This is a genomic window from Akkermansia muciniphila (genome assembly GCF_030848305.1).
GTDB lineage: Bacteria > Verrucomicrobiota > Verrucomicrobiia > Verrucomicrobiales > Akkermansiaceae > Akkermansia > Akkermansia muciniphila_A.
Genome location: NZ_CP114598.1, coordinates 2,159,941 through 2,175,958, shown reverse-complemented (window position 1 = coordinate 2,175,958; position 16,018 = coordinate 2,159,941). Strand labels below are relative to the sequence as shown.

18 protein-coding genes are annotated in these 16,018 nt (G+C 55.7%); 5 read left to right on the top strand and 13 right to left on the bottom strand.

Annotation, left to right across the window (positions count from 1 at the left end):
• Nucleotides 1-188: 188 nt before the first annotated feature.
• Nucleotides 189-887, top strand: a complete 699-nt coding sequence (locus O4G22_RS09530; protein ID WP_295979778.1) for a pirin family protein — start codon at nucleotides 189-191, stop codon at nucleotides 885-887.
• 55 nt (nucleotides 888-942) lie between these two features.
• Here the strand turns inward: O4G22_RS09530 and O4G22_RS09525 are convergent, their stop codons facing one another.
• Genes O4G22_RS09525 through O4G22_RS09515 form a run of 3 tightly spaced genes read right to left on the bottom strand, consistent with a single transcriptional unit; the run spans nucleotide 943 to nucleotide 1,623 of the window.
• Nucleotides 943-1,245 carry a hypothetical protein gene (locus O4G22_RS09525; protein ID WP_306713877.1) on the bottom strand — a complete coding sequence of 101 codons (303 nt, stop codon included), beginning with the start codon at nucleotides 1,243-1,245 and terminating at the stop codon, nucleotides 943-945.
• Nucleotides 1,131-1,481, bottom strand: coding sequence for a DUF2062 domain-containing protein (locus O4G22_RS11570; protein ID WP_430538350.1), 351 nt, complete (start codon nucleotides 1,479-1,481; stop codon nucleotides 1,131-1,133). Before O4G22_RS11570 ends, O4G22_RS09525 begins: the two co-directional genes overlap by 115 nt.
• Complete coding sequence (locus O4G22_RS09515; RefSeq protein WP_306713875.1) at nucleotides 1,399-1,623, bottom strand: hypothetical protein; 225 nt, start codon at nucleotides 1,621-1,623, stop codon at nucleotides 1,399-1,401. Before O4G22_RS09515 ends, O4G22_RS11570 begins: the two co-directional genes overlap by 83 nt.
• A 42-nt stretch (nucleotides 1,624-1,665) precedes the next feature.
• On the opposite strand from O4G22_RS09515, the gene O4G22_RS09510 reads away from it, so the two are divergent.
• Complete coding sequence (locus O4G22_RS09510) at nucleotides 1,666-2,394, top strand: TlyA family RNA methyltransferase (RefSeq protein ID WP_022198225.1); 729 nt, start codon at nucleotides 1,666-1,668, stop codon at nucleotides 2,392-2,394.
• Nucleotides 2,395-2,674: 280 nt separating this feature from the next.
• Here O4G22_RS09510 and O4G22_RS09505 read toward each other — a convergent pair whose 3' ends face one another.
• The 6 genes from O4G22_RS09505 to nagB form a co-directional block, all read right to left on the bottom strand.
• Nucleotides 2,675-3,088, bottom strand: coding sequence for a hypothetical protein (locus tag O4G22_RS09505; RefSeq protein ID WP_290492083.1), 414 nt, complete (start codon nucleotides 3,086-3,088; stop codon nucleotides 2,675-2,677).
• A gap of 21 nt (nucleotides 3,089-3,109) precedes the next feature.
• Nucleotides 3,110-3,265 carry a hypothetical protein gene (locus O4G22_RS09500; protein ID WP_290492084.1) on the bottom strand — a complete coding sequence of 52 codons (156 nt, stop codon included), beginning with the start codon at nucleotides 3,263-3,265 and terminating at the stop codon, nucleotides 3,110-3,112.
• Nucleotides 3,262-3,927 carry a hypothetical protein gene (locus O4G22_RS09495; protein ID WP_290492085.1) on the bottom strand — a complete coding sequence of 222 codons (666 nt, stop codon included), beginning with the start codon at nucleotides 3,925-3,927 and terminating at the stop codon, nucleotides 3,262-3,264. Before O4G22_RS09495 ends, O4G22_RS09500 begins: the two co-directional genes overlap by 4 nt.
• 31 nt (nucleotides 3,928-3,958) lie before the next feature.
• On the bottom strand, nucleotides 3,959-4,486 hold the full coding sequence (locus tag O4G22_RS09490) for a hypothetical protein (protein WP_290488311.1): 528 nt from the start codon (nucleotides 4,484-4,486) through the stop codon (nucleotides 3,959-3,961).
• 18 nt (nucleotides 4,487-4,504) lie between these two features.
• Entirely contained in the window at nucleotides 4,505-4,774 is a 270-nt protein-coding gene (locus O4G22_RS09485) for a hypothetical protein (protein ID WP_290488310.1), read from the bottom strand.
• A 181-nt stretch (nucleotides 4,775-4,955) separates the two neighbouring features.
• Nucleotides 4,956-5,699, bottom strand: coding sequence for a glucosamine-6-phosphate deaminase (gene nagB, locus O4G22_RS09480; RefSeq protein ID WP_022198221.1), 744 nt, complete (start codon nucleotides 5,697-5,699; stop codon nucleotides 4,956-4,958).
• Between the two features lie 185 nt (nucleotides 5,700-5,884).
• On the opposite strand from nagB, the gene O4G22_RS09475 reads away from it, so the two are divergent.
• Together O4G22_RS09475 and O4G22_RS09470 are read left to right on the top strand one after the other, a co-directional pair.
• On the top strand, nucleotides 5,885-7,069 hold the full coding sequence (locus O4G22_RS09475; RefSeq protein WP_290488309.1) for a class I SAM-dependent rRNA methyltransferase: 1,185 nt from the start codon (nucleotides 5,885-5,887) through the stop codon (nucleotides 7,067-7,069).
• 331 nt (nucleotides 7,070-7,400) lie between these two features.
• Complete coding sequence (locus tag O4G22_RS09470; protein WP_094136228.1) at nucleotides 7,401-7,682, top strand: KH domain-containing protein; 282 nt, start codon at nucleotides 7,401-7,403, stop codon at nucleotides 7,680-7,682.
• A gap of 15 nt (nucleotides 7,683-7,697) precedes the next feature.
• Here O4G22_RS09470 and O4G22_RS09465 read toward each other — a convergent pair whose 3' ends face one another.
• The 3 genes from O4G22_RS09465 to O4G22_RS09455 form a co-directional block, all read right to left on the bottom strand.
• Nucleotides 7,698-10,166: a hypothetical protein gene (locus O4G22_RS09465; protein WP_297668410.1), complete on the bottom strand. Its 2,469-nt coding sequence runs from the start codon at nucleotides 10,164-10,166 to the stop codon at nucleotides 7,698-7,700.
• Nucleotides 10,167-10,254: 88 nt separating this feature from the next.
• Nucleotides 10,255-11,556, bottom strand: coding sequence for a class I SAM-dependent rRNA methyltransferase (locus tag O4G22_RS09460; protein ID WP_094136230.1), 1,302 nt, complete (start codon nucleotides 11,554-11,556; stop codon nucleotides 10,255-10,257).
• Entirely contained in the window at nucleotides 11,553-12,458 is a 906-nt protein-coding gene (locus O4G22_RS09455; RefSeq protein ID WP_290488307.1) for an SDR family oxidoreductase, read from the bottom strand. The genes O4G22_RS09460 and O4G22_RS09455 overlap by 4 nt, the downstream gene beginning before the upstream one ends.
• Before the next feature lie 91 nt (nucleotides 12,459-12,549).
• Here O4G22_RS09455 and O4G22_RS09450 point away from each other — a divergent pair, with 91 nt between their 5' ends.
• The gene (locus O4G22_RS09450; RefSeq protein ID WP_297668409.1) at nucleotides 12,550-13,500 is read left to right on the top strand and encodes an enolase C-terminal domain-like protein; all 951 of its coding nucleotides are present in this window, start codon (nucleotides 12,550-12,552) and stop codon (nucleotides 13,498-13,500) included.
• A gap of 266 nt (nucleotides 13,501-13,766) precedes the next feature.
• Here the strand turns inward: O4G22_RS09450 and O4G22_RS09445 are convergent, their stop codons facing one another.
• A complete protein-coding gene (locus tag O4G22_RS09445; RefSeq protein WP_290488305.1) occupies nucleotides 13,767-15,944 on the bottom strand; it encodes a family 20 glycosylhydrolase in 2,178 nt (725 codons plus the stop codon).
• Between the last annotated feature and the right edge of the window lie 74 nt (nucleotides 15,945-16,018).

Genomic DNA, 16,018 nt, shown 5'->3' with positions numbered 1-16,018 from the left:
TAAGCCTTGTCTTCTTTGCACAGGTGCTTCGGTACGCTACCTTAAAAGAAGAGACATTGCACCATCAATTTGTGTTGCCTATTTATTTTACGGCACCGGAAATGATGTCATCCGCCTTGAACATCCCCGCGTTTCATCCAGTCAAACACTTTACAGGCGGAAAGCCGCTCTTACTACCCCAGACAATCATGAACATTACCATTCACCGGGCATCCACCCGTGGTCATGCCAACCACGGATGGCTGGACACATACCACACGTTCAGCTTCGCCAATTATTTCAACCCGGAACGCATGCAATTCGGAGCTCTGCGCGTACTCAACGACGACACTGTTCTCCCGGAAGAAGGCTTCGGCGCCCATCCGCACAAAAATATGGAGGTGGTTTCCATCCCTCTGCAAGGAAAACTCCGCCACGGAGACAGCCTGAACAACAGCCACACCATTACCCGAGGAGAAATTCAGGTGATGAGCGCCGGAACGGGCATCCTGCACAGCGAATTCAACGACAGCCCCACGGAACCATTGGAATTCCTGCAAATATGGATTATTCCGGACAGAGTCAACGCGCCTCCCAGATACCGGGATTACAACATTGCTCCCCTGCTGAAACACAATGAAATTTCTACCTTCCTGGCCCCGGAAACGGATATTTCCATCATGCAGCAGGCCTGGTTTTCCTGGGCGGAGCTGGACAGGGGCATAGAACGGGAATACCAATTCAAGGGACGGAACACGGGCGTATACATCTTCGTGATAGAAGGAGAAATAAAAATAGGAGATGCAGTGTTGCACAGTCGGGACGGAGCCGGAATTACGGATACGGAAACCGTCTCCATGGAAGCCCTTCAGAACTCAACCGTTCTGCTGATGGAAGTAGCCGTCTGATTTCTGCGGACTGCCCGGCTTTCCGGTTGCGTTGCCTTACCTAGGCGGCAGTTTTTTACGCCTCGCCGCTCGTTCTTTTGCCGTGCAGGAAATGGCCTATCCTCCACCCCAGCTGCACCAGTCCGTAGCACAGTCCACCCAGAACCACGCTGGAAACAATCCAGCCCGCTGCGAATTCCAGGCTTACCATGCCGATGCTCAATCCGCCAAACGGCTCCCAGGACCACTGTTGAACTCCCGCTTTCAGCATCTCCCAGTTCGCTCCGGACGTAGGGAGCCCCAAAACCGAAAAAAGAAACCATCCCAGCCACCATTGAGCGGGAATGGCAAAAAAAGTAAAGCCGGGGGGGAAAGCCACGCCATCAGAATGGCTACGGGAATATTGCCCTTGCGCCACAGGCAGGCGAAAACGCCCCACAGGCTCTGCATGGGAAGCGGGGCAATCGCTGCGGCAGCCCCCCAGGCGGCGCCCGTCGCTACGGACTGCCTGTTCCACGACCAGTAAACAGAATCAAAAACCCTGGCGGAAAGGAACTTGCTGGTCCACGATTTTTTGCGCACCTCCGTCAGCAGGTAAAGCCTGACTTTGCGCATCAATTGCCTGTAGCGGTGTTCCATCCGCCGCAGAGTCTCCTATAAACCGGCCTTGAATCAATCGTAAAATGCTCCAGTACGAGGAATGCCGCATTTTTACGCCCGAATGCCTCTCTGCGCTCGGTTTTTCTTGATTCTTCATGCGGTTTCATGAAATACCTGCGTGCACATCTTTTTCCGAATCATGAGCAAGCAACGACTCGATATCCTTCTGGTTTCCCGCAATCTCGTAGAATCCCGGGAGCTGGCCCAGCGGCTCATCATTGCCGGAGAAGTGAGCGTGGGGGGGCATCCCTCCACCAAGCCCGGTCTCAAGGTCAATGAAGACGCGGATATCGCCATCAGAAACCGTCCCCGCTATGTCAGCCGCGGCGGCCTGAAAATGGAAGGAGCCCTGAACGCCTTCCCCGTTTCTGCGGAAGGCAAGGTCTGCCTTGACATTGGGGCTTCCACAGGAGGCTTCACGGACTGCCTGCTTCAGCACGGAGCCGCCAGAGTGCATGCCATAGACGTAGGAACCAACCAGCTCGTCTGGAAACTGCGTCAGGACCCCCGCGTCATTGTGAAGGAAAAATTCAACGCCCGCTACATGACTCCGGAGGATATTGGGGAACAAGTGGATCTGATCGTTTCCGACGTCTCCTTCATCTCTCTGAAAAAAATCCTGCCAGCCGCCTTTCCCCTGCTGAAAAAAGAAGGAGACGCCCTGGTGCTCATCAAGCCCCAGTTTGAACTTCAGCCGGAAGACATAGGCCCCGGCGGCATCGTCCGGGATCCGGCTTTGCACCAGCGGGCGGTGGACTCCATACGCACTTTCGTCACGGAGGAGCTGAACCGTTCCTGGATGGGGTGCGAACCCTCCCCTATCACGGGAACGGACGGCAACCATGAATTTCTGGCATGGCTCAAATAGCTGCAGCCTTTTACTGTCCGGAAAAATCCTTCAGGCACCGTGGAAGGGGTCAACAGTTTCCCACAGACCTGTTGCCATCCCATGATTCCACATCAAAGTCTACCCTGCCTGCCCCTTGCTCAAAATTTGAGAATACCGGTATTTTCCGCTGGTAGGGAATATTCCTCTGATGCACAGGTGACTGGCACAAATCCTACCGGGAACCTCAAAGAAGCAACAACACACCTCAGACGTGATGAAAAGAGACTTTCACCATTCTCATTGAATCCACGTTGAACATTCACCGAGGCACTCCTTTGGGCGACCGGCTCGACGTACGAAATTCAGTCTTCCCTACATACACCCTCCGAACACCAGGTTCCGCACATTCATCCCTGAAACGTACTTCCAGCTCGTAATTCTTGTTATTGCGAAGGTGTTCGAAATACGTTAGCAATAAATAAGCTTCCTTGATGGAGACTTCATGCTTTTCTCCCGGCTTCAACGTAATGAAACGTATCTCGTCCGCAGCCCGTTCAAGCAAATACAAGGGTCCATAACGGGCTTTTGGAGTCTCTATTTTGCCCACCATGTACCCATATCTCTCCCCTCCCTCTTTTCCCCATATTTCGATGTCGATATTAGGTCCATATTCCTTGAGGGGATAGAAGTCGTCGAACAGGCGAACGGTCTTTTCTCCCTTGTTCGTGAACACCAGTTTGAAGTCAGGGAACGTCTATCTTGCGTCAAACCGGGTCTTTTCCATCACCACGGAACATTCCACTCCGTTGTCGGCCATGTCCCCCCATGCAACCGCATGGAGGGACAGGCTTGCCAGAAGTCCTAAAAACTGGAAGATTTTTTTCATCACAGCACGAGCTTGAATATTCACCGAGGCACTCCTTTGGGCGACCGGCTCGACGTATGAAATGCTGCCTTCCCTACATACACCCTCCGAACACCGGGTTCCGCACATTCATCCCTGAAACGTACTTCCAACTCGTAGTTCTGATCATTGCGAAGACGGTCAAAATACGTCAGCAACAGGTAAGCTTCCTTGATGGGGACTTCATGCTTTTCTCCCGGCTTCAACGTAATGAAGCGCATCAAAGCCGCTACCTTTTCGAGTTTATACCCTGGTCCATAACAGGCTATTGGAGTCTTTATTTTGCCCACCATGTGCCCATATCTCTCCCCTCCCTCTTTTTGCCATATTTCGATACGGATATTAGGTCTAGCCTCTCTCCTAGGTTCAACAAACCGTACAATAGGATAAACATCGTCGAACAGGCGAACGGTCTTTTCACCCTTGTTCGTGAACACCAGTTTGAAGTCAGGAAAAGCCTCCCTCGCGTCAAACCGGGTCTTTTCCATCACCACGGAACATTCCACTCCGTTGTCGGCCATGTCCCCCCATGCCGCTGCATGGAGGGACAGGCTTGCCAGAAGTGCTAAATACCGGAAAATTTTTTTCATCACAGCGAGAGTTTGGCCGTCGCCCGGAAAGTCCCCAGGAAATGAGCTGGCTTCCACAAAGGAAAAATCCTCCCTCATCGAATATAAGCGAGGATATTTTAATCATTTGTTAAGGCTTAGTACAGAATTTTGTCTCTCCCTTGTATGTCCTGCGAACTCCCGGTTCGCCGCGCTCATCCATGTACTCCACTTCCAGCAAGTAGGTTTCTCCCTTGGACAAACGCAGCGTCTCAGGGAGAAATTCCACCAGCAAGTAAACGTCCTTAATGGGGACTTCGTGTTTTTCTCCGGGCTTCAAGGTAATAAACCGGATGTCCTGAAACATCGGGTTAACGTGGTAGGCTCCCAGATACGAGCCAACTTCTTTCTTCTCCTTCCCTGTTTGTTGGCTCCAAAGTTTTATCATGATATGAGGACCTAAAGTTGGATCAGGATAAAAACCATCATAAAGCCGGACAGGCTCTTTTCCTTTGTTAGTAAAAACGAGCGTAAAATCCCGTAGCCTGTCTCTTACGTCAAAGAAAGTTTTTTCCATCTTGATGGTGCATTCCAGGCCGTTGTCCGCCTGATCGCCCAGGGCGGCACCGGCCAGAAACACGCCAACCAACAAATTGACGAAGAGACAGGCTTTATTCATGCTTTAATAAAGAAACATTTAGTTTTCTTCACCGTTGACCGGGGGAAGGGAACACACAGGTTCCGTTACTCCCGGCACCGTGACGTTCCGGGGAACCCGGGTCCAGCCGTTGGCATCCGCTAAAGCGATAACACTCCTGATCGCTTCATTCAAGACTTTTTGCCCTGCACAATAAGGACGGCTATTCGCATCATCCGGAAGTTTTTGGACATAGTCCCAGACTTCTTGTTGGAATTTCTTCTCCCAATCGGTAACGGCCTTCTTCATCGCTTCCAATGCCTGGTCCATATCCGGGTATTCCTTGCAGGAGACGCTTTCCTTTTCCAGTTCCCTTTCGCCTGAATAGGCGGCATTTCCCATATAACCTCCATGGAAAGAAGAAGCTCCCGCTTTCCTTCATCCCATAAAAAACGCCGCCTTTCCACGAAACCGGGAAAGACGGCGTTTCCGTTGCTACAACGTAATAAAATTAAAGCTGGGAAGCGGCTCCCTTGTCCAGAAGGAACTTGGCGTTCGGATGCTTCTGAAGGTAGGAGGCGGCCACCTCCACCGTCACAGGCCCCTGAACAGCCTTCTTCACGATGGACGCCTTCTTTTCTCCCCAGGCCATCAGAGCCACTTCACGAGCGCCCATGATGGTAGCCACGCCCATAGTAATGGCGGTGGTGGGAACATTTTCAATACCGCCGAAAGCGGGAGCGGCATCGGAACGGGTCAATTCGTCCAGATGAACCTGCCGGGTAATGGTAGTGTCATCAGAGCCGGGTTCGTTAAAGCCGATATGGCCAGTCCGGCCAATGCCGAGAATCTGGAGGTCAATACCGCCGCAGTCCTTGATCTTTTGTTCATAGGCGGCGCAGTGGGCGGCAATTTCATCATCCTTCACCGTGCCGGAGGGCAGATTGATGTTTTCCGGCTTGATGTCGATGTGGTTGAAAAGGTTGGTGTGCATGAAATACCAGTAGGACTCCGGATGGTCACGATCCAGGCCGCTGTATTCGTCCAGATTGAAGGAAATGACGTTGGCAAAGGAAAGGCCTTCCTCTTTATGCATGCGAACCAGTTCCGCGTAAAAAGGCAGCGGAGTGGCGCCCGTGGCAAGGCCGAGAACCACGTTTTTGCCTTCAGCGGCGCGCGTACGGATCAATTCCGCAACTTCTCCTGCCAAAGCCTTGGCAGCATCCTGGGGAGTTTCAAAAGTTTCTACTTTCATAACGCGCCCTATTTTACTGCGTTTCTGGGCATTTTCAACCGAAATAGTCCCGGAATGATGCACGGCGGCGCACTTGCGCAAAAAATCCCCGGGTACGGAGGCCTCTTCCCTTTCCCCATCCGTTCAGGAAACCGCCCGCATTACCCTTGAACTTTCCCCCCCGATCATGTATTGCCTTTCCTGACATGGCAGGTTTGATTATTTCTCCAAGAGCACGTATTTTTCAAGGACACGACTGGGTTTACGGCACGGAAGTGCGCAAGGTCTTCGGCAACCCGCAGCCGGGGGACGTCGTGGCCCTGAAGGATTTCAAGGACCGCTTTCTGGGTTCCGCCATGTTCAATCCCCATTCCCAGATCGTCGCCCGGCGTTTCTCCCGCCGCAAACAGGAACTGAACGGAGATTTCTTTTCCAGGCGCATCAGCCAGGCAGTGGAACTGCGCCGCCGTCTGCTTCCGGAAGAAACTCTCACCCGGCTCGTCTGGAGCGAATCCGACGGGCTTCCCGGCCTCATTGTGGACCGTTACGCGGATTATCTGGTCGTCCAGACGCTGACGATCGCCATGGAACGCCGCCTCCCCATCATCCTGAATGTTCTGGAAGACCTTCTTTCTCCCCGCGGGATTATTGTCAGGAATGATTCCCCCATGCTGGCGGCGGAGGGGATTGCCCCCTCCGTCCGGGTGGCGCGGGGGCAGCAACCAGAACCTTTTGCCGCACGCAGCGGCAGCGTGCAATTCATGATTGACCTTCAGACGGGACAAAAAACCGGCCTGTATCTGGACCAGCTTGACAATTACGCCGCCGTAGCGCGCTTCGCCCGCGGACGACGCGTGCTGGACTGCTTCTGCAACCAGGGCGGTTTCGCCCTGGCCTGCGCCCTGGCCGGAGCTTCGGAAGTAACGGCCGTGGACGTTTCTCAGGACGCTATGGACGCCGTAGCGCGGAACGCCTGCCTGAACGGAGTCTCCGTGCAGTGCGTCACGGATAATGCGTTCGACTTCCTGAAAAAGGAAGCGGCCCTCGTCCGGGACGGAGGAGAACACAAATGGGATTTGATTATCCTGGACCCTCCCTCTTTTACCAGAAACAAAAAATCCGTGCATGACGCCATGCGCGGATATAAGGAAATCCACCTCCGCGCCATGAAGCTTCTGGCCCCGGGAGGCATCCTTTCCACCTTCTGCTGTTCCCACCACGCCGGAGCGGACCTGTTCCGTGAGAGTGTGCTTGACGCCGCCATTGACGCTCCGGCCACCCTGCGCCTGATGCAGCAACATGGTCAAAGAGCGGATCATCCGGTTTTATTGAATATTCCGGAAACGGAATACCTGAAGGGGTTCACTTATGAACTGCTTCCCGGAAGATGATTTCATGATAATAACAACCACCATTCCTTCCGGCCCGATATTGTCAAAATGAGGTAAAAATATAATGCTGTTTCCATTGAATAAAAACATTGTTCCCATGAAAAAATACTTGCGTATCCCCTTTTCCTCCACTATATTGCGCCCCGAGCAGGTGAGCGCTCGTTAAAAAAGCTCTCTGGATCTTAACCGATCCAGTTTCATAGGGTAGTTGGGGCGCCCCGGCCGTTTTACGGTCGGGGCGACTTTCTTTTTCAGGGAATGCCTGGAATTGCATCTTTTCAATCAGGCGGCTTTATAGTAGGGTTCATGAAAATAACCCACATTTCCCTTCATGCATCCTGCTGTAGAACAAATCCGCCAGTACCTGCAATTGATCGCTCTGCAATTCGTGCAACACCCGGAACAGGCGGAATTGCGCGTTGCGGAATCCCCGCAGAGAGACGCCGTCCGCTTCCGTTTGATTCTGGAAAAAACGGACGTGGCCCGCATCATCGGCCGCAATGGAATGACGGCCTCCGCCATTCGCTCCCTGGCGAAGGCGGCCGGGGAAAAACACGGCATCAAGGTCATTGTGCACATGCTTTCCCATGAGGAAGCGGCCGAACAGCCGTAAGCGGCGCTCCTGCACCTACAATTCCACATCCAGCACCAGGGCCAGAAGGTTAAATGGAGCCGGAGTCTCCACACGGAGGGCAAAGGAAGACTGCTCATCCATACCATAGTTGTGGATCATCCGCACATAGCCGGAGTAAGGTTCGGAAACACCGTACCTGCCGGGCTGGAAATCCTTCCATGCCTCCGGGGCCCCCGTTCCGTAGCGGAATTTCAGGGTGCTTTCATGAAGCAGGACGCGCGCACCTAGTTGCTTTTTAAAGCGACCCAGCGTCTCAAGCGTTTCCAGGGGCATCGTCCTTACTTCCGCCGGAGCGGCCAGACCTACGGAGACTGCTTCCCCATCCCCTCTTCCGGGACAGGCGGCATTTCCGTTCCCGTCAACGCTGATATCCATGCATGCGCCGTCCCCGCCCACCAGAAAGGCGCCGCATCCCGCCAAATGGCTCAGGCCGGACAGCGTTCCCCCCTTCACGACAGCCTCCGTGCAGGCATCCAGGCAGGCATTCCCATCCGCCATGCATTCCACCGTAATGCAGGCCTCATCCCCCTCCCCGCGCGCCACGGCAAACCATACTTCCTCATCCGGTGTGTTGCGGGAACCGCGCAGGGATGCTACGGACAAAATACGGCCGTGTTCCAAACGGTGCGCATGCCACGCCACAACATTCTGCTCCCGGTTCAGGGTCATGCATACGGCGCTGCCGTCACCCAGCACGCACCAGACATGGAACGCCGTGCTCCTCTGCACAGTCCAGTCCACAATTCCCTCCGCCAGCAGATGGTCGGACAACAGGCTCACATCCCTTGTCTGGTAGCCGTCAGCCTCCAGAGAATAAAATAATTCCCGGACCTTCATCCCACCCTGCTGCACAAAAAGAAGGCTGTTTTCTACAGACAGGGCATCCAGGGAAGCGGAGCCCACTCCGGAATGACGCTCAAATCCGGCGTTAGAGGCATTCAACCCTTCTGAATTGGTGGCGGACAGACGCCATTCCCCCTCGCTGGTGCCGATCATCAGCCCCCGGAGGGAAGATATCCAGGAAATGCGGTTCTGCTGGGAAGCCGCCATGGTCAGAATCATGGGGGAATCCGCCGGAATGCCGGGCGTAAACGCGGAAAAATCATCCACCCTGCTGGCCCACAGCGTCTGGGGCTGCCCAGGCGTGCCACCGAACCACAGCCGCCCCTGATGGAACTCTACCGTGCACGGATAACCGTTCCGGACCCCGAACGCACCAAAGGACCAGTCATTGGTATCACAGTCACTCAGCGTATGATAGGACAGATGAAGGGCGTTCGCAAGATAGGCGCTGCGCGGGGAAACATACTCCTCCACCACCACTTCATGATTGAAGGAGCCGGCAGCGGCACGGAATACGGGCGTTCCCGCAGAGGTCCCGCCCTTGTACGCCATGAGGCGGATTTTGTAATAGGACATTTCCTCTTCATTGCCGCTCAGGGTGAAATTATTACGGAACCCCTCCCTCTGCTGGAAGCTCTTCACGGAATGCCACACCAGTTCCGGACGGTTGGGAAGGTAATTGGAACCGTCCGGATATCCCCGACAAATTTCCCATTCCGCATCCCAGGTCCCCGTCGTCTCCAACGTCCACGCGCCATTGACATAAACGCGGGTACTGGCATCGGCCCCTTTTTCAAAAAAGGCCGTGTAACGCTCCGGGCGGTCCACTCCTTTCAGGTAGTCGCTTTCCCGGCTGAAATCGCGGATGCAGGTATAAGCCTGCCTCCAGCCATCCTCCCGGTTCATGGAAAAAGTTTCTCCCTTGTAAAGGTCCCGGTCCAGAGTCGTTAAATGGTAAAAAGGCATCTGGGTTCCCTCCGCCACGGTTTCTCCATATTTCCTGGTGATGCGCAGAAACTCCTTTCCCTCCATTTCCGGAGTGAATACATCATCGTCCGCCGTCGCCAGCAGTCTGTTGGCGCTTCCCTCCCGCACCATGCGGCATTCCAGCCGCACGGCATTCAGCAGGGAACTCTCATAAGGCATGCCGGAAAACTCCAATGCTTCCAGCCGCCAGTCATCGTCTGCGTAGCGGGCCAGCGTCATAGGCGGCGTAGAAGGTTCCACGCAGTAAATCACGTCATTCAGCTGCTGCATCCGGAGGTTGCTTACCTGTTCATCCGTCTTCCACGGAGTAAGCGTTTCCTGCGCCCCGCCTTCCGCATCCGTCAGAGGAGCGCCATTCTTAAAATACCGGATATAGCCGCGCCCCACTTCCAGCATAAACTGCACGCCCGTGGAGTACTTGAAGGAAACCAGCCTCACCATGCCCTCCCGGCATCCCGCGCGGGCGACCAGGCGTGTTCCCGGCCTGCGCCGGAGACCGCCGAAGGGGCTGACCAGAAAATTGATCAGCCGGGAGGCACCGCGGGACACGGGGTCCAGGTCGGCGCGTCCGGCCAGCCACGGGGTCAGCTCCCCGGCCGTAAAACTGAGCCGCTGCAATACTTGTTTTGCCATATTCCCCACCACGAAAGCAGAGAGGGGCAAAAAACGTCAACACGCCTGAAAGGTTTTTCCGAAATGCATCCCGGGGCTCAAACTCCAGCTACAGGGCAATCGCCCACAGAACCTTCAGATAACGGCCCTCCGGATAAGTGCTCAGGAAAGGGTGGTCCCAGCCGGGGCCGGTCATCGCCATAATCTGGAGCTTGCGCCCCTGCCGCTGGGCGGCCTTGATGACGGTATGCTCAAACTCCGCGGGGGAAAGCAGCCCGGAACAGGAACAGGTGACAAACAGCCCGCCGGGGCGCACGCATTGCAGCCCCAGCATATTGAGATCATGGTATTTCTTGATACCCTCTTCATATCCGTCCCTGCCGATGATGAATTTGGGCGGGTCCAGCAGCACGGCATCAAACAGGCGGCCGTTGCGCACCATCTGGCGCGCATAGACAAAGGCATCCGCATGCACGAAGTCAATGCGCTGACGGTTGATATTTCCGTTTCTCTTAGCCATGGCGACGGCCTTTTCATCCAAATCCACAGCCGTTACCTCCGCCGCTCCGCCCAGCATCTTGGCGGCAATGGAAAAGCCGCCGCTGTAGCAGCACAGGTCCAGCACCGTGGCCCCCTTCACCAGAGAGGCGAACTTGAGGCGGTTGTCACGCTGGTCACAGAAAAAGCCCGTCTTGTGTCCCTGGGCGAAGTCCACTTCGTAGGTGATGCCGTTTTCCACAATCTTCACCAGCCTGACGGGAGCCGGGGATGCCGGTGCCTCCTCCGCCCGGATGCCCTCCATGCGGGCAATGCCCTCATCCACCTGCACCACATGGCGCTTTGTGCCGCACAGACGGTGCAGCAGGGGCAGCCAGCGGTCCAGCCTCTGCCAGACGGCCAGAGTACTCACCTCCAGGCTCAGCACGTCCGCGTAACGGTCCACCACCAGGCCGCCCAGGCCGTCGGAATCTCCGTGCAGCACACGGTACGCATTCGTGGTCTCATCCAGGCGCAGAACTTCCCGGCGCAGCTTCACGGCGCGTTCCAGCGCGGCATCCAGATCCCGTTCGGCAAAAGCGTCCTTCCCGTGGTGCACCATGCGCAGGGGCGTGCGGCTGGCCTCATTCCAGAATCCGGCGCCGAACAATTCACCATTCTTGTCATAGACGTTTACCAGGCTACCCGGCGCTATTTCCCCGCTTACGGAGCCGAGCATGCGGGGGAACACGGCCGGATTGTATGTGAAATACTTCAGCTCCACCCAGGGCTTGAGCCATTGCTCGCTCCCTTCCGGCGACTTGTTGGCAAAAAGGTTCTTTTTGGGAGCCGTGCGCGGACGGCCCGGCTGGGAACGGCGGTCCCGGTAAACGGGTCTGGGGCGGGAATCATGGGAATTGCGGAAATCGTTCATGAAATGCTGGAGAGAAAGGTTGGATCTGCGGCATAGCGGGCCACGGCCATGTCGATGGCCTCTTCATACGCCCTCACGGGCTGCTTCATCAGGGAAGAGAGCCGTTCGCAGGACATGGCGGTATGCCGGGGCCGAGCATCCCTGAAACCGGCCTGTTCGTCGAGCTTTTGTTCCGCCACGGGCGGCAAAGAAGGCAGCAACCCGTGCTTCACGGCGCATTTCAGTACGGTTACGGCATAACTGTGCCAGGAAACAGGCTCTCCGGACTGGCACAAATGCAGCACGCCGGAAGCCCCGCTCTCATAAGCCAGAAAACGGAGCCATGCGCACAAATCTTCCACCCATGTGGGCATGGACCATTTGTCCGCCACGGCGGCCAGGGGCTCCCTTTTCATCGCCCGCCGCAGCACCATTTCCGGGAATGAAGGCCGTCCCGGATTGCCGAATACCCAGGAAACGCGGGCCACCAGAGCATCCGGCATCTCCTCCCGCACACGGAATTCCGCCTCCAGCTTGGACTCCCCGTACACATTCACGGGACGGCACTTCCCCTCCTCCGTTTTCAGGCCTTTCCTCCTGCCGTCCAGCACATAATCCGTACTCAAATGGATAAAGCGCATACCCTCCAGGCGGCAAATGCGCGCCATCATCTCCGGAGCCATGGCGTTGACGCGGTGGGCCATCTCCGGATCATCCAGGCAGGCTTCCAATCCGCTCACAGCGGCGCAATTCACCACATGAGTGGCTCCGGAAGAAAGCAGAACACGTTTCAACGCGCTTAAATCCTTCAAATCACAAAAGCCCCGTCCGCACTTCACCACCTCCAGGCCATGTTCTTCCAGATACGCTGCCAGACGGCTTCCCACCCGGCCGTCCGCTCCGAACACCAATGTTCTGTACATGACGCAGAGCTTAGACGTTTCCCCCTCCAAAATCCAATGAAAACCTTTTTTCATCGTGACAAAAGATGGAAAGGTTGTTTGAATTAAAGTTGTGTTTTACCATGAATATTCTTTAACAGCCTGCGGCCCTCTGAACGCCAGAGCCGCGGAAGTGTGCAGGAAGGGAGCCCTTATTAAAACGGATGAAGGCGGGTACGGCTGCATCCAGCCGTGGCCGGAACTGGGAGACGCCACCCTGCAGGAGGAATTGGACGCGCTCAAGAAGGGCCGCCCTCTGCCTTTGGGCGTCCGCGCCGCGGAATGCGCCCGAACGGACGGAGAAGCACGCGCGAGGGGCGTCAGCTTGTTTGACGGTCTTCACATTCCGGAAAGCCACGCCACGCTGCCCTCCTGCGTCAGCCCCGCCACCATTCGCATCATGGAATCCAAGGGATTCAAGGCAGGAAAAATCAAGGCCAGCGCCAATCTGGCCGCCTCCCTGGAACGGCTGACGATGCTGGCATCCATGGTCCCCTCCTGGCGCTGGCGGCTGGATTTCAACGGATGCCTGAATGAAAACGATGCCCTGAAATTCTGGAAATCCCTGCCCCACCATCTGAAAACCAGGATAGACTTCATAGAAGACCCGTGCCCCTTCTCCATCCAGAGCTGGGAACGTCTGGTGGACGCCGGCATGCCTCTGGCCCTGGACATGGGTTCGGACGTGGAACACCAGCCGGCTATTTCCTCAGACCTGCCCATCATCCGCATCGTCAAACCCGCGCGGGAAGCAACGCCGGAATACCTTTACGAGCCTCCCGTCTTCACTACCGTCATGGATCACCCCGTAGGGCAGCTCTGGGCCGTTTACCAGGCGGCGGAGTATTACCGCAACTTCCTTCCCACGGAAATTCCCCTCTGCGGCCTCTGCACGCACCTCCTGTTTGAGCCGGACCCCTTTATTGACCAGATGGGCGGCATGACCCCTCAGGCAGCTGTTCCCGGAGGCACGGGGCTCGGCTTTGACGAACTATTGGAAAATATTCCCTGGAAAATACTGTAACAATACAGAATTACCCGGCTTTCATTGAAACTACAATAAAGCGGTTCTTCCCATACTCCCGTGCCGGAACCGCCCACGGTTTCCCTCAGCCTGCCGGGACTTGCCGCTCTGATGACGCGCCGCCGGGGAGGGCTTAATTTCGTATTCGCGTCCTTTGCATGCAATCAGAAGCCGCGCTTTTGCAGGAAGCGCGGCTTCTTTTGTAATGATGATGGCGGATACCGCAACCGGATTATCTCAACTCCAGATGCTCATCACGCAATTTTCTATTCCGGGCGTGTGGAAAATTTAAGGCCGGGATATTCCTTCACATTGCATCCGGGCGTCTTGGGATTCACCAGCACCGGAACAAAAGTGAACATCCACCGGCGCGCGGAATTGTTGCTGGGGCTCTTCACCAGCACGCGGTTCCACCCCTTCTTCAACGGAACCATGGAAGGCTCCCGGAAATGGTAGTTTTCATCCACCAGCACGCCGCTGTTGCGCGGCTTCTTCCATTGCGGGGGGGCAATCTCCCGGCCGTTCACGAAAAATTTGGGATCCGCATGGAACCATTTGCCGGGAACGCTCGCCGGACCATTGCGCCAGTCGGACGTGGCCCAGGTATGTCCGCTGATCCAGAAAGGCACCGTCTGCGCCTTGGGGGAATAAATCCAGGTCTGCGCATAATAAGTATGGTTCTTGTGGGGATAAGCTCCTATCTTCGCGCCATTGAACAGCGTCGGAAAATCACAGTAATGCTTGAAAATGATGGTGGCCCCCGTGTAATCGTCTCCGGACCACTCATAGGTGACGCCGTCAATCTCGTAGGAATCCTTCATCTTCCCTGCCTTGTTGTCCTCTTCCGGGGCGAATTCCGTTTCCGTCTTACCGCCGTTGGGAATAGGCCCCAGCAATTTCCAGGGAATATTCGCCTGCCGCACGTAATTAAACTCCTTATCCATGAAAAAACGGTCCCGGATGGCGAGCACTCGGTTCTCGTAATCCGCAAATCCTTTCAGCAGAGGATCTCCCTGCACGGGCAAATTGGAAAAATACTTCATGTATTCGTCCTGGTTGGGATCTCCCTGCACCTTCTCATGGGGATTGTTCCACAAGGGTTCGGAAACGAACGCCATCCCGGCGTAAACGGGCGTCTGAAGCACCTGGTTGCGCGGATCCGTGATTTCCAGGTCCGGAAAAGAGCACAGCATCATGCCCAGTCCTTCCGCATTCCGGAACGGACACGCCCGGCGGAAATACATCGTCATGGCCGTTTCAAACGGATCAAGATGATTCAGGTAAGTTTCCAGGGAATCAACGTACTTCGCCCCGTCGGTAGGCCATGCGCCGCGGTTCTGGCGGCCGGACCATAACTGCTGGATGGAACCGTTATAACCCTTCGGCGTCAGGCCGGGCTGCCATCTCATGGGAATGCGGCCGCAGGATTCCACAGCATTGATGTACTCCTTCAGAATCTCATTGTTCACCTGCTCATCCCTGCCGCGCACCTCATCCGTGCCGATGTGGATAATGGGCATTTTCTCCTTGGGAACCAGGGAACACAACTCCTTGATCAGGGCCACCAGGGCCTTGGTGGCCTTTTCATCGCTCATCTTCACGTTGAGCGCCTTGCGGAACATCTGGCTGTGCCCCGGCATATCCATCTCCGGAATCAGCAGGATGTTGCGCAGGCGGCAGTACTCCACCAGCTGCTTAAACTCCTTCTGCGTGTAAAACTTGCCAGGCATGCGCGTATAATTCCTGGAATCGTTCAGCTCCGGATAAATTTTGGATTCCAGCCGCCAGCCGGGATTCTCCGTAAAATGGAAGTGGTAAACGTTCAGCTTAAGCTGCGCCATGGAATCCAGCTCCCGTGCAATCAGAGGCAGCGGCATGTAATTGCGTCCCACATCGTTCATGAACCCGCGGATTTCAAAATCCGGCCAGTCCACGATGTCGCAGGCGGCAATAGTCGTCGTCCCGCCGCGTCGCAGAAGAAGCTGCTCCAGCGTTTTCATGCCGTAGTAGAATCCTCTGGTATCCATCGCCGTAATGAGCGCGCCGCCGGAAGTTACACGAAGGGAATAGGCTTCCTCCTTCAGCTTGGAATTTTCCGTGCCGGTTTTCACATCCCCCTTGACGAATTTAATGGCAAACGTCCCGTCCGGAGCCACCTTCACGCGGTGATCCGCCAGAAAAGACTTCAACTCGGAAACGATGAACTTCATCTGCTCCGGATAGGAAGTCTTGGACGGAGACGGAGCCAGAATGCGCACGGACTGCACGGGAATAACCCTGCCGTCCCAGCGAAGCTGCTGGGGTTTGGGAACCAGCGGAGGCCGCTCCGCCGGAAACTGCCTGTAATTGGCTCCGTTGGCCGGAAAGGACGGGGCCGTATCCTGCCCCCATGCTCCGGCGCAAGCCATGCACATCCATGCAAACGATAATAAAAGGAACTTCATGCGGCCAATAATACGCCCGCAATAACGCCTGCCTGTCAAACCTATCGTGTCCAACCTGCCGGGAAACGGGGCTC